Source organism: Microbacterium pseudoresistens (assembly GCF_013409745.1).
GTDB lineage: Bacteria > Actinomycetota > Actinomycetes > Actinomycetales > Microbacteriaceae > Microbacterium > Microbacterium pseudoresistens.
Genome location: NZ_JACCBH010000001.1, coordinates 1,167,831 through 1,193,902, shown reverse-complemented (window position 1 = coordinate 1,193,902; position 26,072 = coordinate 1,167,831). Strand labels below are relative to the sequence as shown.

At 69.4% G+C, this 26,072-nt stretch carries 24 protein-coding genes and 1 pseudogene; 13 read left to right on the top strand and 12 right to left on the bottom strand.

What is annotated here, in order from left to right:
• Nucleotides 1-504 precede the first annotated feature (504 nt).
• The 4 genes from rplI to rpsF are packed head-to-tail and all read right to left on the bottom strand — an operon-like array spanning nucleotide 505 to nucleotide 2,140.
• Nucleotides 505-957, bottom strand: coding sequence for a 50S ribosomal protein L9 (rplI, locus tag BKA02_RS05860; protein ID WP_179432152.1), 453 nt, complete (start codon nucleotides 955-957; stop codon nucleotides 505-507).
• An 11-nt stretch (nucleotides 958-968) separates the two neighbouring features.
• Complete coding sequence (gene rpsR / locus BKA02_RS05855; protein WP_071641238.1) at nucleotides 969-1,223, bottom strand: 30S ribosomal protein S18; 255 nt, start codon at nucleotides 1,221-1,223, stop codon at nucleotides 969-971.
• Between the two features lie 48 nt (nucleotides 1,224-1,271).
• Entirely contained in the window at nucleotides 1,272-1,769 is a 498-nt protein-coding gene (locus BKA02_RS05850; protein ID WP_179432150.1) for a single-stranded DNA-binding protein, read from the bottom strand.
• A gap of 5 nt (nucleotides 1,770-1,774) precedes the next feature.
• Nucleotides 1,775-2,140: a 30S ribosomal protein S6 gene (gene rpsF, locus BKA02_RS05845; protein ID WP_179432148.1), complete on the bottom strand. Its 366-nt coding sequence runs from the start codon at nucleotides 2,138-2,140 to the stop codon at nucleotides 1,775-1,777.
• A gap of 165 nt (nucleotides 2,141-2,305) precedes the next feature.
• Between rpsF and BKA02_RS05840 the strand changes: the two genes are divergently transcribed.
• A complete protein-coding gene (locus BKA02_RS05840; RefSeq protein ID WP_179432146.1) occupies nucleotides 2,306-3,280 on the top strand; it encodes a hypothetical protein in 975 nt (324 codons plus the stop codon).
• Between the two features lie 144 nt (nucleotides 3,281-3,424).
• On the opposite strand, the gene BKA02_RS05835 is transcribed toward BKA02_RS05840, so the two are convergent.
• Nucleotides 3,425-4,336: a cation diffusion facilitator family transporter gene (locus BKA02_RS05835; protein ID WP_179432144.1), complete on the bottom strand. Its 912-nt coding sequence runs from the start codon at nucleotides 4,334-4,336 to the stop codon at nucleotides 3,425-3,427.
• Between the two features lie 96 nt (nucleotides 4,337-4,432).
• Here BKA02_RS05835 and BKA02_RS05830 point away from each other — a divergent pair, with 96 nt between their 5' ends.
• Nucleotides 4,433-5,581: a hypothetical protein gene (locus BKA02_RS05830; protein WP_179432142.1), complete on the top strand. Its 1,149-nt coding sequence runs from the start codon at nucleotides 4,433-4,435 to the stop codon at nucleotides 5,579-5,581.
• Nucleotides 5,582-5,705: 124 nt separating this feature from the next.
• Here the strand turns inward: BKA02_RS05830 and BKA02_RS05825 are convergent, their stop codons facing one another.
• From BKA02_RS05825 to BKA02_RS05810, 4 genes are all read right to left on the bottom strand, one after another.
• Entirely contained in the window at nucleotides 5,706-7,433 is a 1,728-nt protein-coding gene (locus BKA02_RS05825) for a dipeptide ABC transporter ATP-binding protein (protein ID WP_179432140.1), read from the bottom strand.
• A complete protein-coding gene (locus BKA02_RS05820; RefSeq protein WP_179432138.1) occupies nucleotides 7,430-8,419 on the bottom strand; it encodes an ABC transporter permease in 990 nt (329 codons plus the stop codon). Before BKA02_RS05820 ends, BKA02_RS05825 begins: the two co-directional genes overlap by 4 nt.
• Nucleotides 8,420-8,432: 13 nt before the next feature.
• Nucleotides 8,433-9,515, bottom strand: a complete 1,083-nt coding sequence (locus BKA02_RS05815; RefSeq protein ID WP_179432136.1) for an ABC transporter permease — start codon at nucleotides 9,513-9,515, stop codon at nucleotides 8,433-8,435.
• Between the two features lie 71 nt (nucleotides 9,516-9,586).
• Complete coding sequence (locus BKA02_RS05810; RefSeq protein ID WP_179432134.1) at nucleotides 9,587-11,224, bottom strand: ABC transporter substrate-binding protein; 1,638 nt, start codon at nucleotides 11,222-11,224, stop codon at nucleotides 9,587-9,589.
• Nucleotides 11,225-11,477: 253 nt separating this feature from the next.
• Between BKA02_RS05810 and BKA02_RS05805 the strand changes: the two are divergent.
• The 4 genes and pseudogenes from BKA02_RS05805 to BKA02_RS05790 form a co-directional block, all read left to right on the top strand.
• A pseudogene (locus BKA02_RS05805) lies at nucleotides 11,478-11,786 on the top strand (PadR family transcriptional regulator); the annotation flags it as partial.
• 125 nt (nucleotides 11,787-11,911) lie between these two features.
• On the top strand, nucleotides 11,912-12,982 hold the full coding sequence (locus BKA02_RS05800; RefSeq protein WP_179432130.1) for a hypothetical protein: 1,071 nt from the start codon (nucleotides 11,912-11,914) through the stop codon (nucleotides 12,980-12,982).
• Between the two features lie 150 nt (nucleotides 12,983-13,132).
• The gene (locus BKA02_RS05795) at nucleotides 13,133-13,504 is read left to right on the top strand and encodes a FitA-like ribbon-helix-helix domain-containing protein (protein ID WP_179432128.1); all 372 of its coding nucleotides are present in this window, start codon (nucleotides 13,133-13,135) and stop codon (nucleotides 13,502-13,504) included.
• A complete protein-coding gene (locus BKA02_RS05790) occupies nucleotides 13,501-13,893 on the top strand; it encodes a type II toxin-antitoxin system VapC family toxin (protein WP_179432126.1) in 393 nt (130 codons plus the stop codon). The genes BKA02_RS05795 and BKA02_RS05790 overlap by 4 nt, the downstream gene beginning before the upstream one ends.
• A gap of 25 nt (nucleotides 13,894-13,918) precedes the next feature.
• On the opposite strand, the gene BKA02_RS05785 is transcribed toward BKA02_RS05790, so the two are convergent.
• A complete protein-coding gene (locus BKA02_RS05785) occupies nucleotides 13,919-15,346 on the bottom strand; it encodes a CCA tRNA nucleotidyltransferase (protein ID WP_179432124.1) in 1,428 nt (475 codons plus the stop codon).
• A gap of 131 nt (nucleotides 15,347-15,477) precedes the next feature.
• Complete coding sequence (locus BKA02_RS05780; protein ID WP_179432122.1) at nucleotides 15,478-16,098, bottom strand: TetR family transcriptional regulator; 621 nt, start codon at nucleotides 16,096-16,098, stop codon at nucleotides 15,478-15,480.
• A gap of 88 nt (nucleotides 16,099-16,186) precedes the next feature.
• Here BKA02_RS05780 and BKA02_RS05775 point away from each other — a divergent pair, with 88 nt between their 5' ends.
• The 7 genes from BKA02_RS05775 (at nucleotide 16,187) to BKA02_RS05745 (ending at nucleotide 25,533) form a co-directional block, all read left to right on the top strand.
• Complete coding sequence (locus BKA02_RS05775; RefSeq protein WP_179432120.1) at nucleotides 16,187-17,410, top strand: FAD-dependent monooxygenase; 1,224 nt, start codon at nucleotides 16,187-16,189, stop codon at nucleotides 17,408-17,410.
• Between the two features lie 147 nt (nucleotides 17,411-17,557).
• Nucleotides 17,558-19,687 (top strand): MMPL family transporter, encoded by a 2,130-nt coding sequence (locus BKA02_RS05770; protein WP_246285981.1) that lies wholly within the window; start codon nucleotides 17,558-17,560, stop codon nucleotides 19,685-19,687.
• Nucleotides 19,653-20,993 (top strand): sensor histidine kinase, encoded by a 1,341-nt coding sequence (locus BKA02_RS05765; RefSeq protein WP_179432118.1) that lies wholly within the window; start codon nucleotides 19,653-19,655, stop codon nucleotides 20,991-20,993. Before BKA02_RS05770 ends, BKA02_RS05765 begins: the two co-directional genes overlap by 35 nt.
• Nucleotides 20,990-21,604, top strand: a complete 615-nt coding sequence (locus BKA02_RS05760; RefSeq protein WP_179432116.1) for a response regulator — start codon at nucleotides 20,990-20,992, stop codon at nucleotides 21,602-21,604. The genes BKA02_RS05765 and BKA02_RS05760 overlap by 4 nt, the downstream gene beginning before the upstream one ends.
• A gap of 37 nt (nucleotides 21,605-21,641) precedes the next feature.
• The gene (locus BKA02_RS05755; protein ID WP_179432114.1) at nucleotides 21,642-22,103 is read left to right on the top strand and encodes a DUF2871 domain-containing protein; all 462 of its coding nucleotides are present in this window, start codon (nucleotides 21,642-21,644) and stop codon (nucleotides 22,101-22,103) included.
• A 12-nt stretch (nucleotides 22,104-22,115) separates the two neighbouring features.
• A complete protein-coding gene (locus BKA02_RS05750) occupies nucleotides 22,116-23,753 on the top strand; it encodes a DHA2 family efflux MFS transporter permease subunit (RefSeq protein ID WP_179432112.1) in 1,638 nt (545 codons plus the stop codon).
• Nucleotides 23,754-23,763: 10 nt separating this feature from the next.
• Nucleotides 23,764-25,533: an alkaline phosphatase family protein gene (locus BKA02_RS05745; protein WP_179432110.1), complete on the top strand. Its 1,770-nt coding sequence runs from the start codon at nucleotides 23,764-23,766 to the stop codon at nucleotides 25,531-25,533.
• Nucleotides 25,534-25,556: 23 nt separating this feature from the next.
• On the opposite strand, the gene arr is transcribed toward BKA02_RS05745, so the two are convergent.
• Nucleotides 25,557-25,979: an NAD(+)--rifampin ADP-ribosyltransferase gene (gene arr, locus BKA02_RS05740; protein WP_179432108.1), complete on the bottom strand. Its 423-nt coding sequence runs from the start codon at nucleotides 25,977-25,979 to the stop codon at nucleotides 25,557-25,559.
• Nucleotides 25,980-26,072: the final 93 nt, after the last annotated feature.

Genomic DNA, 26,072 nt, shown 5'->3' with positions numbered 1-26,072 from the left:
TGTGATCAGCACAGCAGATCACGAACCCCCGACATCGCCTCGCGCGTCCACGCTAAGAGCCCGCACACAGCCCTGCAACAGAGCCTGTGGATAACTATGTGGAGAGTCTGGGAGAAACACCGGACAGGCTGTGAACAAGCGCTGTGGAGAACCCTTGGGGATAGTCCCGATTCCTAGATTCTTTTCATGGTTTACCAGGGATTTTCTCTCTCCCCACCCTGTGGATACGATCCCGCTTCAACTGCGGATTGAAGGTTGCTCGTCACACACGGAGATGTGCACAACACTGGGGAAAGTCAAGCCCTGATTTCTTCGGGCGCGCCCCGGATACGATCCATTTTTCTCTAGACGCGGCGGCATCATCGGTGTACCCTCGCGCAGCTCATGGATGCAGGGCATCGAGCCCCTGCGGGCGTCCGTCCGCTATTCCTCCGCCAACGAAAGAACCCCGAGTCCGAAGACCCGGGGTTCTTTCCAGCGGCCGTACGACGGCCCCTGAGCGCCCTACTTGGCGGCGACCACCTGGAGGGTGATCACGGCGGTCACGTCGTCGTGCAGACGAACGGTCGCCTCGTGCTGGCCAACGCTCTTGATCGGAGCGGTGATGTGCACCTTGCGCTTGTCGATCGCGCCCACGCCGGCGGCCTCGACCGCGTCGGCGACGTCGCCGGTCTTCACCGAGCCGAACAGACGGCCCTCGGATCCGGCCTTGACGGCGAGACGCACCGTAGCGGCCTCGATCGCGTTCTTCAGCGCCACAGCGTCGTCGCGGTCGTGGATCGCACGCGCCTGACGGGCGTTGCGGATCTGGTCGACCTGCTTCTGGCCACCGCGGGTCCACGCCGTGGCGTAGCCCTGGGGGATGAGGTAGTTGCGAGCGTACCCGTTCTTGACCTCGACAACGTCACCGGCGCTTCCGAGCCCGGCGACCTCGTTCGTGAGAATCAGCTTTGCCATGTCGGTACCCCTCAGCGTCCGGCGCCGGCGTACGGCAGGAGCGCCATCTCGCGAGCGTTCTTGATCGCCTTGGCGATCAGACGCTGCTCCTGCACCGAGACACCGGTGATACGACGGGCGCGGATCTTGCCGCGCTCCGAGATGAACTTGCGGAGGGTCGCGACGTCCTTGTAGTCGATGACACCCACGCGGATGGACTTCGCGGGAGCGGTGGGCTTGCCACCCTTCCGCGGCTTGCGGCGGTCGCCGCTCGACTTTCCAGCCATGGTTGTTTCCTTAAGAGTGAAGAGTTGTACTGCCCGCGGGTTCGCGGATCAGAAAGGCGTGTCGTCGCCGAAGCTGCCCGGAGTGCTCCAGGCATCGGCGCTGGTCGACGAGCCGGGCGTGGACCACGGCTCTTCCGAGACCTGCTGCTGCGACTGCTGCGGCCGCGACTGGCCTCCGCCCGACTGGGCGCGGGTGACCTGTGCGGTGGCGTAGCGCAGCGACGGGCCGATCTCGTCGACCTCGAGCTCGATCGCCGTGCGGTTGTTGCCCTCACGGTCCTGGTAGGAGCGCTGGCGCAACCGGCCCTGCGCGACGACACGCATGCCCTTGGTCAGCGAACCCGCCACGTGCTCGGCGAACTCGCGCCACACGGACGCGCGGAGGAACAGCGCTTCGCCGTCCTTCCACTCGTTCGCCTGACGGTCGAAGGTGCGCGGCGTGGATGCGATGGTGAAGTTCGCCACCGGCAGCCCGTTCTGCGTGTAACGCAGCTCGGGGTCGGCCGTGAGGTTTCCCACCACGGTGATGACGGTCTCGCCGGCCATGAGCCTTACGCCTTCGCAGCCTTGGACTTGCGCGCGGCCTTGGCCTCGGCGCGCTTGGCCTCGTTCGCAACCATGGCCTGTGCCTCTTCGGCGCGCAGAACCTTGGTACGGAACACGAGCTCGCTCAGCTTCAGCTGCCGGTCGAGCTCGTTGGTGGCCTCGCTCGTGGCGGTGAAGTTGACGACGGCGTAGATGCCCTCGTTCTTCTTGTTGATCTCGTAGGCGAACCGGCGCTTTCCCCACACGTCGACGTTGTCGATCGAGCCACCATCGTTCGTGATGACCTTCAGGAACTTGTCGAGGTTGGGGGCAACCTGGCGCTCGTCCAGCTCGGGGGTCAGAATGACCATGAGCTCGTACTGGTGCGTCACTTACCCACCTCCTTCGGACTAGAACGGCTCCCGGGACTTTCCCGGAAGCAGGAGGGTGTGTGCACGTGCCTCGCCGATCCCCGCGGGCGCGGTTCATGGCAGACAACCACAACAGTCTACCGGATGCGCGCTCGCTCTGACGCCGCTCCCGGATAGCGTGGAGGAATGCACTGGACCTCAGACCCCGAGCAGGCGGGCGGCTGGTTGCGCGAGCGCCTGCGCGACGACCTCGGCGGCGACATGCACAGCGTCGTTCCACGCGGCTTCGAGGCGTACGCGCGGGTGTTCCATCCGCCCGCGGTGCGGTCACTGCCCGATCGCCCCGTGCCGACGATGGACGAGTGGATGCGGCTGCCGGGTGCCGAGCAGCAGCGGCTGATGGACCTGTTCGACGACCGTGCCACCACCTGGGCCGCGACGGCCGAGGCCTTCGGCACCACCATGCATCCGCTCGCGCAGTGGGCGCGGATCGTGCGCACCCCGCCGGGGGAGGACTGGAACACCCGCATCGCCCCTGACGGACGCGAGTTCACCTCGCCGGCCGAGGGGCAGCTGGAGCCCAGCCTGCTCGCCGCGGTCACCGCGCACCTCGTCGCGCACACGTCGTCTCCCGACGGCGGGTTCGCCGCGGTGTGGGAGGGGTGGGGCGGACTGGTCGGCGCCCTCGGCGAGGGCAACGGGCGCACGTTCCTGGAGTTCACCGACGAGCCCGCGCACGAGAAGGTGCTGCGCGAGAGTCTCCTCGACCGGTTCAACAACCCGTTCCGCAAGCCGACCTGGCATCCGGGAATCCTCGACGACGACGTGTCGCGGGGTGCGCGACTGTCGCTGCCGGCCCGCGAGCACGTGCTGTTCGCCGCGGCGCCCGCGGTCTTCGCCGATCCGGACTGGATCCTGGCGGCTCCATGGCGGGATCGTGAGGCGGAGGCGCACGGGTTCCCGCCCAGCGCGCAGCATCCGAGCCTGATCTGGCCCGCCGACCAGGCCTGGGTGCTGGTGAGCGAGATCGACTTCGACTCGACGATCATCGCCGGATCCGCCGCGCTGGTCCGCGCACTCTGCGCGGACCAGCGGATCGAGGCCCTGCCGATCCGCGAGGGGTCGGACCTGCATTGGGACGCCGACGAGATCAATCGCTGACGCCCGGGTGCCCCGCTTCGCCCTCGCATCCCGCCCTCCGGGGCCTGGCCGGGCACCCGAACGGATGCCGCGACCGGTGGGGTGCCCGAGAATGCCCGCTTACCGCACCGAGAGGGCGAGCCGGGGCACCCGAGGGACGCGCGGTCACTCGAACGTCAGCGAGGGCTCGTCCTCGACCGAGAGGGACAGCACGGCCGTCTCGATGTTCTCGTGCTCCTTGATGCGTCGCTCGATATCGCGCAGGCGCCGAGCCACGTCGTGCTCACGGTCGTCTCCGGCCAGATCCACCTCGGCGACGAGGAACAGCCGGTGCGGCCCGACGAACTCCAGGTGCAGGTAGGTGACCCGCGAGACATCCTCCAGCTGCAGCAGAGCCCGCCCTGCCCGTGCCCGCACCGCGGGCGGCAGGCTGGAACCCACCAGGAAGGCGACATTGCGGCGGATGAGCATCAGCGCCACGATCGCGAGCAGCACACCGATGAGGATCGAGCCCACCGCATCCCACACCGCTTGCCCGGTGACCTGGTGCAGCAGGATGGAGCCGGCCGCGATGAGGATGCCGATCAGCGCGGCCGCATCCTCGAAGAACACCGCGCGCAGCGTCGTGTCGCTCGTATCGAGCACGAAGTCCCACGTCGACGAGCCGCGCTCGTGGGCGATCGAGCGCGAGCGCAGGAATGCCTGCGTGAACGAGGCGCCCTCGAGCACGAACGCGATCGCGAGCACGATGTACGCGACGATCGGCTGCTCGACCGGCTCATCCTTTCCGAGCTGCTGGATTCCGTGCATGATCGACACGATCGCCCCGGCGGTGAAGATCCCGAACGCCGCGATGAGCGAGTAGACGAAGGCGTTGCGGCCGTAGCCGAACGGATGCCGTTCGTCCTTGGGCTTCGCTCCCCGTCGCTCGGCGAGGATCAGGAAGACCTCGTTGCCGGCATCCGCCCAGGAGTGCGCCGCCTCGGCCACCATCGACGCCGAGGCGGTGATCGCGGCCGCCACCGTCTTGGCGATGGCGACCAGGATGTTGGCGAGGAAGGCGATGAGCACGGTCACGCGCTCAGGTTATCCGTGCGCGGCCCTCTGCGGGAGAGCAATGCGAGAGAGCACTGCGCGGCCGTACGCCCGGAACGGACGGGTTACCGTGGAGGAATGACTGTGCCGGAGACCGCGAGCAACGGCGCCGCGTATCCGTTCGATGCACGGCCACTGACCGACCCGATCGATCGCGCCGCCCTGGCCGACTACGCACGGCGATCGAAGGCATCCGCCTCCGCGTCGTCCGGGCCCTCCGCATCCGCCATGCTCGGATACGTCGTCGGCGCGATCATGGCCGTCGTCGCCTTCGTGGTGGCGATCACGGTCGTCGGCTCGCTCGTCGCGAGCGGGCAGGCATCCGCTCCGCTGTTCATCATCGTGATCGTCGCCGTGCTGGTCATCGGCACCGCCGTGTTCATCGCGGTGCGGCGTGCCACGCGCATCCGCCGGTATCGCCTGCACACCTTCGCCGAGGCCAACGCCATGTCGTACGTGCCGTCGCTCGCCGATCCGCAGCTGCCGGGCATGATCTTCCATGACGGCCGGTCGAGGCGCTCCGACGACCTCGTGCGCGGCGAGCGCCCACGCTTCGTCGAGTTCGCCAACTACCAGTACACGACCGGCTCGGGAAAGAACTCCACCACCCACCACTGGGGTTACGTGGCGATCAAGCTGGATGTGCCGCTGCCGAACATCGTGCTCGACGCCGTCTCGAACAACGGCCTGTTCGGATCCAACCTGCCTGTGCGGTTCGGCAAGCACCAGCGCCTGTCGCTGGAGGGCGACTTCGACCAGTACTTCGCCCTGTACTGCCCCGAAGGCTACGAACGCGACGCGCTATACCTGTTCACACCCGACATCATGGCGCGCTTCATGGACAACGCCTCGCAGTTCGACGTCGAGATCGTCGACGACTGGCTGTTCCTCTACGCCAAGGATGCGAAGATCAGCACGCTCGAACCCGCCCGCTGGGCGCAGCTGTTCAGCACGGTCGGCGCCGTGCTGCAGAAGTTCGACCAGTGGGCGCGCTGGCGCGACGAACGGTTGCGCGCCGAATCCGCACCCGCCGCGTTCGCGGCATCCGCAATCCCCTCCTCCGCGACAGGCGCACCCGCCGCCCCGGCCCCGCTGCTCGCGCCGCCGCCGGGCGTCGCGCCGCAGGGACGACGTCTGAAGCGCACCGGATCGTGGGTCGCGGTCGTCGGCATGGTGCTCGTGTTCGGCTGGATCCTGCTGCAGGCCCTGCGCGTGTTCGCGCACTGAGGCCGGCCCTCACCCTCGTACCGAGGTGTCAGTCGTTGTCGCCACCCGCACGACCCGGCGGCGTACCCTGCCGCCTCGGGGCATTCGGGAAGTCGGGTCAGCGGGAAAGGGGCAGCGGATGGCTCTAGCGGCGGCGCACCTGCTGCCACAGAGCGCGGCGCTCGGCCTGCTCGACGGGGTCGGGAACGGGGAGGGCCGCGAGCAGCTCCTTCGTGTATCCGTCGCGCGGGTCGTTCAGCACCTGCGCCGTCGTGCCCTGCTCGCGGATCTCGCCGCGCTGCAGCACGATGATCCGGTCCGACACGGCGTCGATCACGGCGAGGTCGTGACTGATGAACAGCGACGCGAAGCCGAGCTCGGCCTGCAGCTGCACGAACAGCTCCAGCACCGTGGCCTGCACCGACACGTCGAGCGCACTCGTGGGCTCGTCGGCGATGAGCAGCTTCGGATCCAGCGCCAGGGCGCGGGCGAGGGATGCGCGCTGGCGCTGCCCTCCGGAGAGCTCGTGCGGGTACCGGTCGCCGAACGTCGTCGGCAGGCGCACGGCATCGAGCAGCGCGTCCACCTTGCGCCGCGCCTCGGCCGCGTTCGACACCCTCCGGTGCACGACCAGCGGCTCGGCGATGCACTCCGCGATCGTGAGCAGCGGGTTGAAACTCGTCGCCGGATCCTGGAACACGAACCCGACCTCGGGGCGCAGAGGCCCGAGCTGGCGGGTCTTCACACCGTTCATCTCCTGCCCGAGCACGCGCAGGGAACCGCCCATCACCTGGGTGAGCCCCACGACGGCACGGCCGATCGTGGTCTTGCCCGATCCCGACTCACCCACCAGACCCACGACCTCGCGCGGGCCGACGTGGAAGTCGACGCCCTTGACGGCCACGACCCCGCCGCGGCCGAACCGGCCGGGATAGCCGATCTCGCACCGTTCGGCGACGATGAGGCTGCCCTCGGGGGCGGATGGCGAGGCCGGTTCCGAGGCGGCTCGCGACGTTTCGTCTCGCTCCGCTCGCTCGATGACCGAGGGGACGGCATCTGACGCCGACTTCCCCTGCCCGACATGCGGCACGGCGGCGAGCAGCTGGCGGGTGTACTCCTGCTGCGGATTCGCGAACAGTTCGAGCACCGGGGCCTCTTCGACGATGTCGCCGCGGTACATCACCACGACGCGGTCGGCGAGATCGGCCACCACGCCCATGTTGTGCGTGATGAGCACGATCGTCGCGCCGAACTCGTCGCGACACGTGCGCAGCAGGTCGAGGATCTCGGCCTGCACCGTCACATCCAGCGCCGTCGTCGGCTCGTCGGCGATGATGAGCCCGGCATCCAGCACGAGCGCCATGGCGATGACGATGCGCTGCTTCTGCCCGCCGGAGAACTGATGCGGATAGTCGTCGACGCGCTGCGCGGCATCCGGGATGCCCACCCGCTGCAGGATCTCGACGGCGCGGCGACGCGCCTCCTTCTTCGAGATCGTGCCGTGCGCGCGCAGTCCTTCCGCGATCTGCCACCCCACCGAGTACACGGGGTTCAGCGCGGTCGACGGCTCTTGGAACACCATCGCCGCATCGCGCCCGCGCATGGCCCGCAGCTTCGCGGGGCCGGCGTGCACGACATCCGTCTCGCCGCCCTCGCGCGAGCGCACGACCACGGCGCCCGACATCGTCGCCGTCTCGGGCAGCAGGCCGAGCAGCGCGTTGGCGGTGACGGTCTTTCCCGACCCGGACTCTCCGACGATCGCGACGACCTCGCCCGCGTGCGCGCGCAACGAGATGCCGTTGACGGCCTGCACGGGCTCGCCGTCGGTGGCGAAGGCGATCCGCAGATCCTGGATCTCGGCGACGTCGGTCATGATGCTCCTCCCGCGCGACGGCGCGTGCGCAGCCGCGGATCGCTGAGGTCGTTCAGGCTCTCGCCCACCAGGGTCACGCCGAGCACGACGAGCACGATCGCCACACCGGGGAAGATGCTCGTCCACCAGATGCCGCTGGTCACATCGGCCACGGCGCGGTTGAGGTCGTATCCCCATTCCGCGGCCGAGGTCGCCTCGATGCCGAAGCCGAGGAAGCCGAGGCCCGCCAGCGTCAGCAGCGCCTCGGACGCGTTGAGAGTGACGACCACGGGAAGCGAACGCGTCGAGTTGCGCAGCACGTGCCGCACGAGGATGCGCCCGATCGGCACACCGATCACGCGCGCCGACTCGACGAACGGCTCGGACTTGACCCGCACCACCTCGGATCGGATCACCCGGAAGTACTGCGGCACGAACACCACCGTGATCGACAGCGCCGTCGCCCAGATGCCGCCGGCAAGGGTCGAGCGTCCGTGGCTGATGACGATCGACATGACGATCGCGAGCAGCAGCGAGGGGAAGGCGTAGATCGCGTCGCAGACGACGACGAGGATGCGGTCGAGCCAGCCGCCGAAGTAGCCGGAGAGCACACCCAGCGCGATGCCGATGAAGATCGAGCACACGATGGCGGCGAGGATCACCAGTAGCGCGGTCTGCGAGCCCCAGATCACGCGGGAGAGCACGTCGAAGCCCGAGACGGTCGTGCCGAGCAGGTTCGTCGCGTTCGGGGGCTGCTGCGTGCCGAACTTCACCCCGTCGACGGCCTGCTGCGCCCACGAGTACGGCGCGAGCCACGGGGCGAGCAGGGCGACCACGATGAAGAATCCGGTGATCACCAGGCCGGCGATGAGCATCCCGCGTTGCAGGCCGACGCTCTGGCGCAGCTGCGAGATCACGGGCAGACGCTCACGCCATCGCCGCTCGCGGGGAGTCACGGCGCCCAGCACGGCGGTGTCGGGGGTGGGGAGGTTGCGGTCGATCGTCATATCGGCATCCCTCCTAGTACCGCACTCGCGGGTCGATCATGGCGGCGACGACGTCGACGAGGAAGTTCGTCACCGCGACGATGACCGCGATCATCACCACGATGCCCTGCACGGCCACGAAGTCGCGCGCCTTGAGGTACTCGGCCAGCATGAAGCCGATCCCCTTCCATTCGAACGTCGTCTCGGTGAGCACCGCGCCCGCCAGCAGCAGCGCGACCTGCAGTCCCATGACCGTGATGATCGGGATGAGCGCAGGGCGAAAGGCGTGCTTGGTGACCAGGCGGTACTCGCTCACGCCGCGCGACCGGCCCGAGGTGACGTACTGCTGGCCGAGTGTGCCGATGACGTTGGTGCGCACGAGGCGCAGGAACACTCCGGCGGTGAGGATGCCGAGGGCGACGGCGGGCAGGATCGCGTGCCACAGCACGTCGAGAACGGCATCGCCGTTGCCGAGGCGGATCGCATCCAGCAGATATATGCCGCTCGGCGTATTCACCCCGCTCATGAGCAGTTCGGTGCGGGTGCTGCCCCGGCCCGAGACGGGCAGCCAGCCCAGCCAGACCGAGAAGACGAGCTTGAGCAGCAGGCCGACGAAGAAGATGGGGGTCGCATATCCGAGGATCGCCATGATCCGCAGCGACGCATCCTGCCACTTGTCGCGGCGGTAGGCGGCGAGCAGGCCCAGCGGGATGCTGATGATGAACGCGACGATCAGCGCATAGATCGCGAGCTCGAGCGTGGCCGATCCGTACTGCAGCAGGATGCCGACGACGGGCCGGTGATCGGTGAGCGTCGTGCCGAAGTCGCCCACGAGGATCGCGCCGAGGTACTCGAAGTACTGCACGAGCACGGGCCGGTCGTAGCCGGCGTCGTGGATGCGCTGCGCGAGCTGCTCGGCGGGCAGGCGACCGCCGAGGGCCGCCGTGATCGGATCGCCCGTGAGGCGCATGAGGAAGAACACGAGCGTGACCAGGATGAGCACGGTCGGGATGATGAGGACGAGGCGGATGAGGATGTATCGCCACAGTCCGCCACCGCCTCGTGCGGGTCTGACGGCGGGGGTGGCGACGTCGGGCGCGAGGGCTTCTACAGCCATGAGGTCCTTCGTTCGGGTCGCTCGACCGGGGGCGCCGCCGCGGATTGCGCGACGCCCCCGAGCCGTGCGGCTTACTTCGACAGCGGTGCGTACCGGAACTTGAACGACGCGTCGAGCGTGGTGCCCTGCACGTCGGCCCCGACCACGGCGACCTGCTTGCCCTGCAGGAACGGCAGGGTCGACAAGTCGTTTGCGACGAGATCCTGGATCTGGCCGATCATCTCCAGCCGCTTGTCGGCGTCGCCCTCGGTCTGCGAGGCGACGATGAGGTCGTTGACCTCCTGGTTGGAGTAGTGGTTGCTGAGGAAGTTCTCCGTGAGGAAGAACGGCGACAGGTAGTTGTCGGCATCGGAGTAGTCCGGGAACCAGCCCAGCTGGTAGGCCGGGTACACGTCGGCGACGCGGTCGTCGGAGTACTGCACCCACTCGGTCTGCTGCAGGTCGACGGAGAACAGCCCGCCCTCTTCCAGCTGCGCCTTCACGGCCGCGTACTCGTCACCCGACGACGGACCGTAGTGGTCGCCGTTGTACTGCAGGCTGAGCGAGACGGGCGTGGTGACTCCGGCATCCGCGAGCAGCTTCGTGGCCTGCTCGAGCGAGGGGCCGCCGTTGCCGTCTCCGTAGAGCTCCTTGAGCGGCTCGGTCGCGCCGGGAAGACCCTCGGGCACGAACGAGTACAGCGGCGAGAAGGTGTCCTTGTAGACGTCCTTCGCGATCGCCTCGCGGTCCAGGAGAGCCGCGGCCGCCTGACGCACGGCCTGCGCCTTGGCCGCATCGGCCTCGGGCGTGGTCGCGCCGTACGGCATCGTGTTGAAGTTGAACACGATGTAGCGGATCTCGCCGCCGGGGCCGTCGACGACCTTGACCTTGTCGTTGCCGGCGAGGTCGTCGATGTCGGTGGCCGAGAGGCTGCGGAAGGCCACGTCGATGTCGCCGTTGCCGATCGCGAGCTTCAGGTTCGACGCATCGGCGTAGTACTTCACGGTCACGCCGTCGTTCGCCGCCTCCGGCAGCAGACCCTGGTAGTCGGCGAAGGGCTTGTAGGCGATGAGCTCGTTGACCTTGTAGTTGGTGATCTCGTACTGGCCGGCGAAGGCCTTGCCGTCGACGATCGCGGAGTCCTCGGTGAGCGCATCCGCCGAGAAGACGTCTTCGTCGACGATCGGGCCGGCCGGGCTCGAGAGGATCTGCGGCCAGATCTGGTCGTTGCCGTTCTTGAGCGTGAACACGACCGTGGTGTCGTCGGGCGCCTCGACGCTTGCGAGGTTGCCGAGCAGCGACGCAGGGCCGTTGGGGTCGTTGATGGCCACCATGCGGTCGAAGGAGAACTTCACGTCGCTGGAGGTGAGCTCGTTGCCGTTGGCGAACGTGAGTCCCGACTTGAGCTTCACGGTGAACTCGGTGGGAGAGGTGAACTCGGCCGACTCGGCGATGTCGGGCTCGATCTCGGCCGAGCCGTAGTCGCTGTTCATGAGGAACGGGTAGATCTGGTTCATCACGGCGAACGACCCGTTGTCGTACGAGAACGCCGGGTCGAGCGAGGTGATCTTGTCGGTGGTGCCGACGATGATCTCGCCGCCGCCTCCGCCGGATCCCTCGTCGCCGCCCCCGCCGGTGCTGCTGGTGGCGCATCCCGAGAGGACGAGCGCCGACGCGCCGAGCGCGCCGATGACGAGGCCGAGCCGGCCGCGAGTGCTGTGCAGTGACATGTACACCTCTGTATCTGTGCTGTGTGCGTTCCGAGGCCGCGATCGCCGCGGCCAGGGTTTGGAACTCGCGCGACACCACTGTCGCGCGGACGGATCCATCCTAGGCGCGCGTCTCACGATCCGAGGGACTCGGTTCCGCAACGATCCGCGCATCCCCTTATCCCGAGGTGACACCGGTAGTGCCTTCTCGACACTACTGCGTTATGCGTGGTAGTGTGCTGCGCGAAGCAAGAGAATCCGACGGAGGAGCGCGATGGACACGACGCAATTGCTCAAGGGCGTGCTGGATCTCGCGGTGCTCGCCGTTGTCCGCGATGAAGACGGCTACGGATACGACATCGTGCGCCGGCTGCGCGACGTCGGCATCGGCGACGTCGGCGACGCCTCCGTGTACGGCACCCTGCGCCGGCTGTACGCGGGCGGCGCGCTCTCCAGCTATGTCGTGCCCTCCGAGGGCGGCCCGCACCGCAAGTACTACGCCATCACCAGCCAGGGCCAACGGATGCTCGACGAGCAGAGCGCCACCTGGGTGCGGTTCGCCGTCGCGATGTCTCAGCTGCTCGCCCCGCATGTTTCTGCGCGGGTGCCGGCACACGCCGCATCCGCCTTTGCGGGCGAACCTCCCCTGTTCCATCCCTCTCCCGACGAGACCGCCACCGACACCGACACCGAGACCGGAGCGAAGCGATGAACGACACCACCCTTCCCGCCGCGGAGCGGATCCGCGCCTTCGCCGAGGCCGTGCGCGCAGAGCTGGCCGACCTCTCGTCGGAGGAGATCGACGACCTCGTCGGAGGGCTCGAGGGCGACCTCACAGACCAGGCCGAGGATGCAGGGGGAGCCCTCGAGCTGGGCGACCCGGCCGCCTACGCGCACGAGTTGCGCGTCGCTGCCGGATTGCCTGAGCGGTCGTCGACGCCGCCGCGCGAGCGGCTGGGCACGCGCATCGCGGGCGGCGGGGCAAGACTGCTCGCGAAGATCCGCACCTCACCGTTCGGCGCATGGCTGCTCGACTTCCTCATCGCGCTGCGCCCGGTGTGGTGGGTGCTGCGCGGGGTGGGGCTGTATGTGATCGTGGCCGCGATCTTCGGCATCAGACGGGACAGTCTCGCCGGCCAGAACTCGTTCCCGATGTTCCTCGTGGCGTGGGCGCTGCTCCTGCTGTTCGTCGTGGTGAGCGTGCAATGGGGTCGCGGCCGGTGGCTGCCCGGTGGTGCGTGGCGCCACATCCGCACCGTGTTGAGCATCGTCGCGATCATCGCGCTTCCGTGGGGGTGGAACGCGGTGACCGCACCGCTCTACGTCTCCGACTCGGCAGAGCCGGGCTTCGCACCCGGCCTCACCCTCGACGGCGAGCAGGTCGGCAACCTCTTCGTCTACGACGCGGACGGCGCGCTGGTGTCCGGTGCGCAGATCTTCACCGACCGCGGAACGCCCCTGGACATCTTCGGGGAGGCCAGCGCGATGATCGACGACAGCGCAGAGAGCTGGTACTGGCGAGGCGGCGAGAACGCCCTGATCCCGCTGCGCGATGCCCGCGGCGATGCCGTCTGGAACGTCTACCCCCTGCGCATCGCCCCGGTCGATCCCGCCACCGGAACCGTCGATCCGGATGCGGCGAGGGATGCGACGCCGCCGTTCCTGCGCGCGCCCGACCGGGGCATCACCGCCCCCGCGCCGACGCCCGTGCCCAGTCCGACGCCCACACCCGTCGCCGAGCCCACCGAGGCGCCGGCCGACGAAAGCCCTGCGCCGTGAGCACGCCGGAGCGGATCATCAGCATCGACCTGACGCACCTCGTCGAGGCGGCACTGCGCGGCGAAGAGCCGCCGTCGCCCGAAGACGACGATGTGGCGCCTTACGCACACTGATGCATCCTGCTAGCATTATGCTTGCAGGAGGTTCGTCATGGCTGCGATCACGATCCGCAACATCCCCGATGAGGTGGTGGATGCGCTGAAGGCGCGCGCCAAACGCAACGCCCGATCCATGGAGGCCGAAGTGCGCGAGATCCTGTCGCGCACCGCCTCCGGAGATGAGAGCGGCCTCGAGGCATCCGCGCGGGAGCGGCTGGGCGTGCGAGCCTGGACTATCCGAGGCGACGAAATCAACGCGTGGATCGATGCGCATCCGCCGACGGAGGAGCAGCTCCGCGCGGCTCGTGAGTGGGCCGCCGAACTCGAGGCCGATCGCGAGAATCCGATACTCGACGACAGCCTCATCGACCCGTGGGAGCGCGCGGAGCAGCTGGCACGGGAGCGGGCCGCCGATCGCTTATGATCCTCCTCGATACGAACGTCCTCATCCGCATCGACGACGTTCTCCTCCCGGAGGACGACCTCGTCGTCAGCGCGCTGAGTTACGCGGAGCTTCGATTCGGTGTGCAGAGCGCATCGGATGCGGAACAGCGCCGACGTCGGCGTGCCACCATCACCCGCATCGAGCAACTGCTCGCGCCCTCGTGGCTTCCTTTCACCGATCGAGCCGCCGAGGCGTATGCGGCGCTCGCCGCCACCGTGTCCAAGGTCCGGCCCGCACACGCCCGCAGCATCGACACCCTGCTCGCCGGGCACGCGCTCTCCCTCGGGGCAGGGGTGCTCACGCTCAACCCGAAGGACTTCGAGCTCGTCGCCGACGAGTTGCCTATCGTCGTACCGAAACTGCGCTGAGCCGACGCCGCGCTCGCAGGCGCGCTCAGCCCCGGGCGGCCCACCATTCGCGCAGGCGCTGCTCGACGGCATCCGGGCCGATCACACCCTCGTCCAGGCGCAGGTCGAGCAGGAACTTGTACGCCGCCCCCACCTCGCGGCCGGGGCGGATGCCGAGGATGCGCTGGATGTCGTTGCCGTCGAGCTCCGGGCGGATGGCGTCGAGCTCCTCCTGCGCGCTCAGCTCGGCGATGCGGCGCTCGATGTCGTCGTAGGCGGCGGCCAGGCGCGCGGCCTTGCGCCTGTTGCGGGTGGTGACATCGGCGCGGGTGAGGATGTGCAGGCGTTCGAGCTGGTCGCCCGCGTCGCGCACGTACCGGCGCACGGCCGAGTCGGTCCACGCGCCCTCCGCGTAGCCGAAGAAGCGCAGGTGCAGCTCGATCAGGGTGGCCACGACATCCGTGGTCTCCTTGTCGAAGCGCAGGGTCTGCAGACGTTTGCGGGCCATCCGCGCCCCGACGACGTCGTGGTGGTGGAAGGTCACGGCCCCGCCGCTCTCGAGCTTGCGAGTGCGGGGCTTGCCGATGTCGTGCAGCAGCACGGCCAGGCGCAGCGTCGCATCCGCCGGCGCATCCGGATGCCGCGAGCGCTCCAGCGCAATCGCCTGCTCCAGGGCGGTGAGCGAATGCTCGTAGACGTCTTTGTGGTGGTGGTGCTCGTCGACTTCGAGGCGAAGGGCGGGGATCTCGGGCAGGAACTCGTCGATCAGCCCGGTCTCGACGAGCACGCGGATGCCGCGCACCGGATCGTCGGTCTGCATGAGCCGCACGAGCTCGCCCTGGATGCGCTCGGGGCTCACGATCCGCAGCGTGTCGCGCAGCTCGGCGATCGCCGCGAGCGTGGCGGGTTCGACGTCGAAGCCCAGCTGCGCGCTGAAACGGGCGGCGCGCAGCATCCGCAGCGGGTCGTCGCCGAAGCTGATCGCGGGGTCGGCGGGTGTGCGCAGCCGCCCGGCCACGAGATCCTCCACACCGCCGGTCGGGTCGATGAGCTTCACCTCGGGCACGCGCAGCGCCATCGCGTTCACGGTGAAGTCGCGCCGCACGAGGTCGCCGTCGATCGTGTCTCCGAAGGAGACCGTGGGCTTGCGGGTGGCGCCGTCGTAGCTGTCGGCCCGGTGGGTGGTGATCTCCACCTGCTCGCCGCGCACCCGCGCGCCGATCGTGCCGAACTCGCGGCCGATGTCCCACTGTGCGGTCGACAGGGGGGTGACGATGCGCAGGATGTCGTCGGGGCGCGCATCCGTGGTGAAGTCGAGGTCGTGGGTGTCGCGGCCGAGCAGCGCATCGCGCACGGGGCCGCCCACGACGGCGAACTCGAAGCCGGCGTCGGCGAACGCCGTGGCGAGGGTGCGCACGACCGGATCCTCGGCGAGGGCGCCCAGGCGCGCGAGTCCGTCGGCCATGGTGAGCATGGGTTCCAGGGTACCGGCGCGGATGACCTTGCCGAGTGCACGGGATCCCGCCGAATGCACGGCCTGTTTCAGGAAAGAACCCGCGCAGTCGGCGACAAGCCGCGCACTCGGGGCGGCCTTCGAGCGACGGTTCAGCTTTCCTGCGCTGTGAGCAGCGAGCGCAGGAGAAGACCCGGGATGCGGGCGGCGCGCTCGTCGACCGACGGATCACCCGCCCCCGCGCCGCCGACAGCCCACTCGTCGACCGCGCGGAGCACGGCGAAGGTCGTGTCGGCCAGCAGCTCCGCGGGGATGTCGGTGCGGACGGCACCCGACCCGGCGCCGACGCGGATGACGCCCCTCACCCAGACGCGCACGTCGTCGAGAAGCCGCATCCGCGCATCCGTCGGCGTGGCCGCGGGGGCATCGAGGTAGAACAGCCGGCCCAGGGCGCGCAGCGCGTCATCGTCTGCCGAAAGCCGTGCCAGGTCGGCGAGCACGGCATCCGCCTCGCCCCAGAAGTCGGTGGCGAAGGCACCAGGGGTGGGTGGGTGCCAGCGCTGCGCGATGTCGGCGAGGAGCAGGCGCACGACGGCGTCGAACAGCTCGGCCTTCGACGCGACGAAATGGTAGAAGGAGCTCTTGCTCATACCAGCCGCTCGGATGATGCGGTTCAGCGACGCGCCGTCGTACCCGGCCGAGGCGAACTCCGCGACCGCCGCGTCGACGAGTCGGCGATGGCGCGGGGCGGACAGCGGCAGAGGATCGGTCACGAGGAGATCGTACTGGACCATGCGGTCCACAGGCGCGTAAGATTATGGACCGGATGGTCCAGTACCGCCGTCCGGAAAGAAGGCCGACGTGTTCGAGCAGACCTCGCTGCGCGCGCAGATCGACGCGCAGACTGACGACGCGGTGCGTATCCTCATTGTCGGAGCAGGGATGGCCGGGGTGACCCTGGCTCAGCTGCTGCGTCGACGCGGCATCCATCCGATCCTCGTCGACCGGATCGATCCCGCCGGGCATCCGGGCTACATGCTCGCCCTCATGCCGAACACGACCGGCGTCTTCGGCGAGCTCGGCGTGCACGACGAGTATGCGCGTCGCAGTGTGCCGCTGCGGCGGTTCCGTTTCCGCTCGCACCGCGGGCGCGCCCTGCGCACCGACGACCTGGGCGGCCTGCTCGCCTCGTACGGCGACTATCGCGGCATCGATCGGGGCGCCCTGCTCGAGGTGCTGACGGCGGACGGCTGCGCGATCACCACGGGGCTCAGCGCCCACGACATGCAGCGCGCCGACGGCGTCACCCGCGTCACGCTCGCCGACGACACCGGTGACACGACGACGGTCGAGGTCGATCTGCTCGTCGGCGCCGACGGCATCGGGTCGACGGTGCGCACCCTCCTCGACGTGGGCCCCGTCACACGCTGCCGCACGGGGTGGGGCGGCTGGGTCGTGTGGAGCGAGGACGACGAGGATGCCGAACTCGCCGAGGAGCTGTGGGGCGATGGATGCTTCGTCGGCGCATACCCCGTGCTCGATCGGATCGGCGTCTTCCTCGGCGGCCCGGAAGACGAGGTGCGACCGGATGCCGCGGCATTCGCCCGCACCGTTCGTGCGCGCCTCGACGACCCCGGCCCGCGTCTGCGCGGTGCCCTGGATGCCGTGGAGCACGATCCCGAACCGTTCTTCTGGCGCCTCGACGACGTGCGCGCGGCGCGATGGACCGTCGACGGCGCCGTGCTGCTCGGCGATGCCGCGGACGGATTCCTGCCCACCGCCGGGATCGGCGCGGCGATGGCGATGGAGTCGGCCCGAGTTCTCGCCGCCGTGCTCGCCGCGACCGATCGTGTGCGGCTGGGCCGGTCGCTCGCGGTGTGGGAAGCGCGCGAGCGTCCTCGCGTGGAGAAGGCGCAGGCCAATTCACGCACGCTCGCAAAGCTCATGTTCCGCCGCGGCCGGGTCGTGGCGTGGCTGCGTGAGACCGTGATGCGCGTCATGACGGTGCGCGCCGCCCTCGGCCCGATCGTCTCGCTGATGGCCGAGAGCCCCGACCCCGAGAGGATCGCCGCCGAGATCGCCTGACGCGGGTACGGGCGCCTGGGGGACACACGGGGTCGCGCACGTGCCGCCACGAGCCGTCGGATGACACCCATCTCCATCGAATGGATGACATCCGATTCCGCCCGATGCGCGATGATCCGCGCCGCGATGCTTGTTGGAGTGGATGACATGGCAGATTCCCGTGTTCGCCCCCGCTTCTCCGACCGCCTCACCTCGCGTCGCGGCGCCTGGATCTCGCTCGGCGTCGTGCTCCTCGTCATGGTCATGCTCTTCGGCGCCTTCGGCTCCGCCAAGGCGCCCGAGGGCACTGCGCAGTCGCCGACCGACTCCGAATCGGCCCAGACGAGCGCACTGCTGGACGAGTTCCCGAACGCGGATCGCCAGTCGGTCATCGTGGTCGCCTCGCGCGACGACGGCGACGTGCTCACCGACGCCGACACCACGGCACTGGAGAAGCTGCTGCCCCTGCTCGCCGAACACGCGGATGCCGATCCCTCCGGCCCCGTCGCGAGCGACGACGGCAAAGCCGCCGTGCTCGTCACGCCGATCACCGTCGGCGAGACCAACGCCGAGACCGCCGAGACCATCCAGGCGCTGCGCGACGACCTCGCAGACAGCACCCCCGACGGCCTCGCCCTGCAGGTGACCGGCGGGCCCGCATTCGGCGCCGACATCGCCTCCTCCTTCGCGAGTGCTGACTTCACCCTGCTGCTCGTGACGATCCTCATCGTCGCGGTGCTGCTCATCGTCACCTACCGCTCCCCCGTGCTGTGGCTGGTCCCGCTCGTCGTCGTCGCCCTGGCCGACGGCCTGGCCGGGCGGATGACCGCGGCGGCCGGATCGCTGTGGGGGCTGCAGTTCGACGCGGGCATCATCAGCGTGCTCGTGTTCGGCGCGGGCACGAACTACGCCCTGCTGCTCATCTCCCGCTACCGCGAGGAGCTGCTGGCCACCGACGACCACCGCGCCGCGCTGAGCACCGCCTGGCGCAAGACGGCACCGGCCATCCTCGCCTCGAATGTGACCGTGGTGCTGGCGCTGCTCACCCTCGGGCTCGCCGTGATCCCCGGGACGCACGGGCTGGGCATCTCCTCGGCCATCGGCCTGCTCATCGCCCTGGCATCCGTGCTGTTCCTGCTTCCGCCCCTGCTCGCGGTGTGCGGCCGCAGGGTGTTCTGGCCGTTCGTCCCCCGCCCCGGCGACACCCGCCGCCCCGGGCGCGCCTGGCGCGCCGTGGCCTCGCGGGTCGTCGCCCGACCCGTCGTGAGCCTGCTCGGCGGTGTCGCGCTGCTCGCCGTGATGGCGGCGGGACTGTTCGGAACCTCGGTCGGGCTCGACCAGATCGAGAAGTTCCGGGTGCAGTCCGAGTCGGCCGCGGGCCTCGAGGTGCTCTCCGCGCACTTCCCCCCTGGTGAGGCGCAGCCGATCTTCATCGTCGCCGACTCCGCGAAGGCTGCCGACGTGGTCGCCGCGGCCGGCGAGGTCGAGGGCGTCGTGCGCGCGCATCCGGTCGGCACCACGACGGACGACACGCTGACCAAGATCATGGTCACCAGCGAGTACGCCCCCAGCACACAGGCGAGCCTGGATCAGATCGGCGAGCTGCGCGAGGCCGTGCACGCCCTGCCCGGTGCGGATGCCGTGGTCGGCGGCGCCGTGGCGACCGACCTGGATGCGCGCACCGGCAATCAGCAGGATCTGCTGCTCATCGCACCGCTCGTGCTCGCCGTCAGCTTCCTCGTGCTGCTCATCCTGCTGCGCTCGCTGATCGCCCCCGTGCTGCTACTCGTCGTGAACCTCGCCAGCGCCGTCGCCGCGATCGGCGCGGGCGCGTGGCTCAGCCGGGTGCTGTTCGGCCAGCATGCCCTGGATCTGCAGGTGCCGTTACTCGCCTTCCTCTTCCTCGTGGCGCTGGGCATCGACTACACGATCTTCCTCGTGCACCGGGCGCGCGCCGAGGCATCCGCTCGAGGCACGAAGGCCGGGATGGTCGAGGCGATCGCGCACACCGGCAGTGTGATCACGAGCGCCGGCATCGTGCTGGCGGCCGTGTTCGCGGCGCTCGGCGTGCTGCCGCTGGTGACCCTCGGACAGCTCGGGCTCATCGTCGGGGTGGGCGTGATCGTCGACACCCTCGTGGTGCGCACCATCATCGTGCCCGCGATCTTCGCCCTCGTCGGCGAGCGGATCTGGTGGCCCGGATCGCTGCGGCGCGGCGTGCCGGAATCGCACGGCGACGCGCCGACCCGAGGAGAATCGAGCCATGAGCCTCGTGAACTCGCCGCTGACCGGGCCTGATCCGGGCCCACCCCGCGCCGACGGAGGCGCGCACCTGCGGGCGAGCGCCACCGTGCGGGCGATGGAGGTCGGCCAGCACGCCATCGCCCTGCTGCTCACCGCGATCGGCGTAATCCGCGCGATCGGTGACGGCACGGCCATCCCGACCGCCGTGATCACGGGCCTGGCGATCCTCGCCTGGCACACCGCGGGCACGATTCTGCCGTCGAAGACCCGCTCGCGCCGTCTCGTCGTGGGCTGGCTCCTGGGGTTCGCCGTCGTCTGGATCGCCGCCGTCGCGGTGTCGCCCGAGTTCATCTGGCTGGCCTTTCTGCTGTGGCTGCTCGCAGGGCACCTGCTGCCCCTGCGCTGGGGGCTGCCGTTCTCGGCCCTGGTTCTCGTCGTCGTCATCGCCGCGCCGATCCTGCATCACGGCACGACCAGCTACGCCAACGTCTTCGGCCCCCTCATCGGCGGCGTCTTCGCCTTCGGCATCTCACGCGGCTACCTGCAGCTGCTGCGCGATGCGGCCGAACGCGAGCGGCTCGTGGCCTCGCTCACCCGCGCACAGCAGGAGACCGCCGAGCTGCAGGACGAGCTCGCCCTCGCACAGCGCCAGTCCGGGGCCATCGCCGAGCGCACCCGGATCTCGCGCGACATCCACGACACCATTGCGCAGGCGCTCTCCTCCATCCGCCTGCTCGCCCACGCCGGCGGCCGCACCGACGACCCGGCGGCGGCGCGCACCCTCACCCAGGTCGAGACGCTCGCCGGCGACAGCCTGGCGGATGTACGCCGCATCGTCGCGGCACTCGCCCCGGCCGAGCTCGAAGACGACGCCCTGGCCGCGGCACTGCGGCGGATGCTCGACCGCGCGCACGACGAGGTGGGACTGCAGGCCGAGCTGCACGTCGACGACACCCTGCCGCTGCTGCCCACCGAGGTCGAGGTCGCGCTGCTGCGCACGGCCCAGTCTGCCCTTGCCAACGTGCGGCTGCACGCCCAGGCGACCCGCGTGGTGATGAGCCTCATCGACGCCGACCAGAGCGTGCGGCTGGACATCACCGACGACGGCCGCGGCTTCGACGTCGCCGCCTGGGAGGGCGCCGACGATGCGGCGTCGTCGAGCTACGGTCTGCGGTTCATGCGCTCGCGCCTGCGCGAGCTCGGCGGCGGTCTCGACATCGAGAGCGCCCCCAGGGAGGGCACGGCGATCTCCGTGCACCTGCCGCTCCACGCCGACCCGACCGCGACGAACGCCGCCACGAACCCCGCCGCGAGCGCCGCGGGGAACCCGACGATCACCGCGAAGGAGGATGAGCGATGACCACCGTGCTGCTCGTCGACGACCATCCCGTGGTGCGCAGCGGCCTGCGCGCCGTGCTCGAGTCGGATGCTGTGCAGGTCGTGGGCGAAGCCGCGACCGGAGAAGAGGCGATCACCCTCGCCGGCCACCTGCATCCCGACGTCGTGCTGTGCGATCTGCGTCTGGGCGACGGCATCGACGGCATCCAGACCACCGCGGCCCTGCGCGCCCTCGACCCGGCACCGGCCGTGCTCATCCTCACGACCTTCGATCGGGATGCCGAGATCCTCGGCGCGATCGAGGCGGGTGCCGCGGGCTATCTGCTCAAGGACGTCGCGCCGGAGGTGATCGCCGAGGGCATCCAGCGGGCCGCCGCGGGCGACCTGTTCCTCGCCCCCGACCTCGCCACCCGCGTGCTGCGCGGCATGCGCAACCCTCCGCCGCGGCTCACCGACCGCGAGATCGAGGTGATGCGGCTGCTCGCCAACGGATCGTCGAACAAGGAGATCGCTCGCGCCCTGTTCGTCACGGAGGCGACCGTGAAGAGCCACCTCGCCCACATCTTCACCAAGCTCGACGTCGACAGCCGCTCGCGCGCCATCCACGTCGCCCGAGAGACCGGGCTCCTCTGAGCCCGGTCATCCATCCCGTCCCGAAGTAAGGAAGACCATGAAGAAGCTGCTCAACGCCGCGTTCATCTACATGCTCGTCGGCGTCGCCTCCGGCCTGTTCTACCGCGAGTTCACCAAGGCCAACGGCTTTCCCGAGGGCCAGTACACGCAGCTCGCCGTCGTGCACACCCACCTGCTGACCCTCGGCTTCATCGTGCTGCTCATCGTGCTGCTGCTGGAGAAGGCGTTCACGATCTCGCGCAGCCCGAAGCTGTTCGCGTGGTTCTTCTGGCTCTACAACGCCGGGCTCGTCGTGACCGCCGGCATGCTCGTGTGGCACGGCAGCCTCACCGTGCTCGGCCAGGAATCCAGCGGCATGATCGCCGGCATCGCAGGAGTCGGGCACATCCTGCTCACCGCCGGCATGATCGTGCTGTTCATCGCCCTGCGCCGCGCCGTGGTTTCGCGCACGCCGGCCGTGACCGCCGGATCCGCTGCGGCGGACTCCGCGCAGGCATGAGAGCCTGACGCCGTGACGACGCCCACGACCGAGACCGCACCCACCCGCCGGGAATGGCTCGCGCTCGCCGTGCTCTCGATCGGGCTCGGCCTGATCGTGCTCGACGGCACGATCGTGGGCGTCGCCCTCCCCGCCATCATCGGCGATCTTGGCCTCGACCTCACCGATGCGCAGTGGGTCAACAGCCTGTACGCGGTGATCCTCGCGGCACTCCTGCTGTCCACCGGCAAGCTCGCCGACCGCTGGGGGCGCAAGCGCCTCTTCCTCGCGGGCCTCGTCGTGTTCATGGCGGGCAGTCTGATGGCCGCGCTCTCGGCGGATGCCGGGATGCTCATCGTGGCCCGCGCCGTGCAGGCCGTGGGCGCCGCACTGATCATGCCGTCGACGCTCTCCACGGTCAACGCGGTGTTCCGCGGGCGCTACCGCGCAGCGGCGTTCGGCGTGTGGGGCGCGGTGATCTCGGGCGCCGCCGCCGTGGGCCCGCTCGCCGGCGGGGCGCTCACCCAGTGGACCTCGTGGCACTGGATCTTCCTCGTCAACCTCCCCCTCGGGGCGCTCGTGCTCGTCGCCGCGCTGCTCACGGTGCCCGAGACGCGCGGCTCCGCGCAGCGCCCCGGTGCGGATGTCGACGGCGCGATGCTGAGCGCCCTCGGCTTCGGCGCTCTCGTGTTCGCCGTGATCGAGGGCCCGGATCTCGGATGGTGGACGCCGAAAGCGGAGCTGTCGATCTTCGGCTGGATCTGGCCCGCCGACGCGCCGATCTCGATCGTGCCCGTGGCGCTCGCGGTCGCCGCCCTCGCGCTGACCCTGTTCGTGATCTGGGAGCGGCATCGCGAGAAGGTGCGCCGCTCGGCGCTGCTCAACCTCCACCTGTTCTCGTACTCCACGTTCTCGTGGGGCAATATCACCGCCGCCATGGTCGCAGTCGGCGAGTTCGCGATCATCTTCGTCCTGCCGCTGTACCTCATCAACGCGCTCGGCCTCGATGTGATGGGGGCAGGGCTCGTGCTCGCCGCGATGGCGGTGGGCGCCTTCCTCTCCGGCGCGGCGGCCCGGCACCTCGCCGCGCGGTTCGGCTCGCCGGGCACCGTGCTCATCGGGCTCGGTCTCGAGGTCGTCGGCGTGGTCGCCGTGGCGCTGCTGCTCAGCGCGTCCTCGCCGGGGTGGCTCGTCGCCATCCCGCTCACCGTCTACGGCCTGGGGCTCGGCCTCGCCTCGGCCCAGCTCACCGGCACCGTGCTGCGCGACATCCCCGTCGAGGTCTCGGGGCAGGGCTCAGCCACCCAGAGCACCGTGCGCCAGATCGGCTCGGCCCTCGGCACCGCCTTCGCGGGAGCCGCGCTATCGATCGCGCTCGCGCTCACGCTGCCGAGGTCGCTGGATGCGGCAGGCATCACGGGAACGGCGGCGGATCAGCTCGCCGAGAGCACCCGGCAGTCGGCCGGCACGATGATCACGCAACTGCGCGCTCAGGGCGACGCCAGCGCCCTGGGCGATCAGACCACCGCCGCCGTGAACGCCCTCAGCGCCGGGTTCGCCGACGCGACCCGGTGGTCGCTGCTCATCGCGGCCGCATTCCTGCTGCTCGGACTCATCGGAGCGCTGCGTCTGCGGCGCGCATCCGAGACGGGGCGCTCAGTGCCCGAATAGGATCGAGCGCATGGGGCGTACCAGACCGACCAAGGCTTCGGCGCAGGCCGCCGAGAAGAAGAAGACGTCGCGTCGAGACTTCCTGCGCATCGGCGGGTTCACCGCGGCGGGCGCCGTGGTCGGCGGCGGCGCGGGCGCGGCCGCCGGATTCGCGATGGGCCAGCGCGAGGGATTCCTCGAGGCGGCCGACGACTACGGCGCCCTCTCGCCCCGCCACGCGCCGGGCTTCGACCACATCGTCGTCGTCATGGGCGAGAACCGCTCCTTCGACAACCTGCTCGGCTACCTCTACACCAAGGAGAACCTGCCCAAGGGGCAGAGCTTCGACGGCCTCGCGTTCGGCGACTACGCGAACACCGCATCCGACGGCACGACCGTCGCCGCGCACGTGTACGAGGGCCCGACCGACCGGATCATGACCTACCCCGACCCGGATCCGGGCGAGGAGTATCCGCACGTCAACACGCAGATCTTCGGCACGATCGATCCGCCCGAGAACTTCGGAGTCTCGACCGGCGAGATGAAGCCGCCGTACAACGGGCCGAAGCACGGCGAACAGCCCACCATGAGCGGGTTCCTCGACGACTACATCAGCAACTACACCCGGCTGACGAAGGGCGCTCCGCCCGAACCCGACAAGGCGCGGCACATCATGGGCTCGTTCTCGCCCGAGATGCTGCCGACGCTGTCGACGCTCGCGCGCGAGTTCGCCGTGTTCGACAGCTGGTTCTGCGCGGTGCCCTCGCAGACCTTCTGCAACCGCTCGTTCTTCCACGCCTCCACCTCGCACGGCTTCGTGACCAACAAGCACGGCGGCGGATACGACAAGTGGTTGGACGCCCCGAAAGCCCCGACGATCTTCAACCGGCTGGAGGACGCCGGCATCCCGTGGAAGATCTACTTCGATGAGCTGCAGATGGTGTCGTTCACCGGGGTGCTGCACGCCCCCGTGCTGGAGAAGTTCTGGCGCACCGACCACTTCGGCACCATGGACGACTTCTACGCCGACGTCGAGCACGGCCGCCTGCCCGCGTACGCCTTCATCGAGCCGCGGATGATCTACAACCACAACGACTTCCACCCGCCGTTCGGGCACCTGCACGAGAGCGACGTCGACGGGTCGGCCGTCATCAACAGCGCGTACTCCGATGTGCGCGCGGGCGATGAGCTCATCCACGACATCTACACGGCCGTGCGGGAGAGCAAGAGCGAGAACGGATCGAATGCGGTCAACACCCTGCTGCTGATCACCTTCGACGAGCACGGGGGATGCTACGACCACGTCGCCCCGCCCTCGGCCACACCGCCCGACGACTCGGGCCCGGGCGAGATGGGCTTCGCCTTCGACCGGCTCGGATGCCGTGTGCCGGCCATCGCCGTGTCGGCGTACACGCGCAGCGGCACCGTGATCAGCGACCAGATGCACCACGGATCGGTGATCGCCACCCTCAACCGGCTGCACGGGCTCAAGCCGCTGACGCGTCGGGATGCCACGGCGAACGACCTGTTCAACGTCATCAACCTCGACAAGCCCCGGCATCCGGCCGACTGGCCCGACACGAGCCCGTCGTTCACGCCGGCCAACCCCGAGGACAAGCCGGCGCATCCGGCGCATCTGCACAAGCACAAGCCGCTCACCCCGCCCGCGCACGGTCTGCTCGGACTGCTGCTGGCGCGCGAGGGACTGCCCGAGTCGCAGGCCCCGCAGACCTTCTCCGAGGCGTACGACCTGCTGCATTCGAAGGGCAAGGGGCTGTTCGGCGACCCGTCGAGGGACTGACGCGGGGGTCAGCGAAAGTCCGATCAGTTGATGATCTCGGCGTCCGGGTTCGCGCGGATGCCCGCCAGGCGCTCGCGCCACATCTGCAGCGCCTCGGGGGTGAGGCGCGTCCAGTCGTCCACCTCGCGGATCACGCGCAGCGGCGCGCTGCTGCGGAACGAGCGGGTGGGGTTGCCGGGGAACTTCTTGTCGGTCACGTTCGGATCGTTCTCGAACGGGCCCGTCGGCTCCACCTCGTAGACGTGCGGCGTGCCGGCCCCGTCGGCGAGCTCCACCGCCACCTCGGCCGCCAGTCCCGCGCCGTCGCGGAGGGCGGTGAAGTAGATGTGGTTCATCACGACCTCGGGCTTGTAGTTCGAAGGCCGTCCGGCCTCGAAGAGATCGCCCGGATGCAGCTCGGCGATCGTGCCGTGGAAGAACGGTCCCTCATCCAGCGCCTCGGTCATCGTCTCACCCTACGACCGGAGTCGTCTCGGGGCTGCAGGATGATGGCGCGGCGCTCACCGATAGATGTCGCGGCGGTGCCCGACCTCGATGGC

Coding starts and splice junctions, on each gene's coding strand:
- BKA02_RS05810 (WP_179432134.1), bottom strand. CDS start 11,224: ATGTCACTGCACAGCACTCGCGGCCGGCTCGGCCTCGTCATCGGCGCG.
- BKA02_RS05850 (WP_179432150.1), bottom strand. CDS start 1,769: ATGGCCGGCGAGACCGTCATCACCGTGGTGGGAAACCTCACGGCCGAC.
- BKA02_RS05840 (WP_179432146.1), top strand. CDS start 2,306: ATGCACTGGACCTCAGACCCCGAGCAGGCGGGCGGCTGGTTGCGCGAG.
- BKA02_RS05800 (WP_179432130.1), top strand. CDS start 11,912: ATGAACGACACCACCCTTCCCGCCGCGGAGCGGATCCGCGCCTTCGCC.
- BKA02_RS05770 (WP_246285981.1), top strand. CDS start 17,558: ATGGCAGATTCCCGTGTTCGCCCCCGCTTCTCCGACCGCCTCACCTCG.
- BKA02_RS05820 (WP_179432138.1), bottom strand. CDS start 8,419: ATGACGATCGACCGCAACCTCCCCACCCCCGACACCGCCGTGCTGGGC.
- rplI (WP_179432152.1), bottom strand. CDS start 957: ATGGCAAAGCTGATTCTCACGAACGAGGTCGCCGGGCTCGGAAGCGCC.
- BKA02_RS05760 (WP_179432116.1), top strand. CDS start 20,990: ATGACCACCGTGCTGCTCGTCGACGACCATCCCGTGGTGCGCAGCGGC.
- BKA02_RS05830 (WP_179432142.1), top strand. CDS start 4,433: ATGACTGTGCCGGAGACCGCGAGCAACGGCGCCGCGTATCCGTTCGAT.
- BKA02_RS05755 (WP_179432114.1), top strand. CDS start 21,642: ATGAAGAAGCTGCTCAACGCCGCGTTCATCTACATGCTCGTCGGCGTC.
- BKA02_RS05815 (WP_179432136.1), bottom strand. CDS start 9,515: ATGGCTGTAGAAGCCCTCGCGCCCGACGTCGCCACCCCCGCCGTCAGA.
- rpsR (WP_071641238.1), bottom strand. CDS start 1,223: ATGGCTGGAAAGTCGAGCGGCGACCGCCGCAAGCCGCGGAAGGGTGGC.
- arr (WP_179432108.1), bottom strand. CDS start 25,979: ATGACCGAGGCGCTGGATGAGGGACCGTTCTTCCACGGCACGATCGCC.
- BKA02_RS05765 (WP_179432118.1), top strand. CDS start 19,653: ATGAGCCTCGTGAACTCGCCGCTGACCGGGCCTGATCCGGGCCCACCC.
- BKA02_RS05745 (WP_179432110.1), top strand. CDS start 23,764: ATGGGGCGTACCAGACCGACCAAGGCTTCGGCGCAGGCCGCCGAGAAG.
- BKA02_RS05785 (WP_179432124.1), bottom strand. CDS start 15,346: ATGCTCACCATGGCCGACGGACTCGCGCGCCTGGGCGCCCTCGCCGAG.
- BKA02_RS05795 (WP_179432128.1), top strand. CDS start 13,133: ATGGCTGCGATCACGATCCGCAACATCCCCGATGAGGTGGTGGATGCG.
- BKA02_RS05825 (WP_179432140.1), bottom strand. CDS start 7,433: ATGACCGACGTCGCCGAGATCCAGGATCTGCGGATCGCCTTCGCCACC.
- BKA02_RS05790 (WP_179432126.1), top strand. CDS start 13,501: ATGATCCTCCTCGATACGAACGTCCTCATCCGCATCGACGACGTTCTC.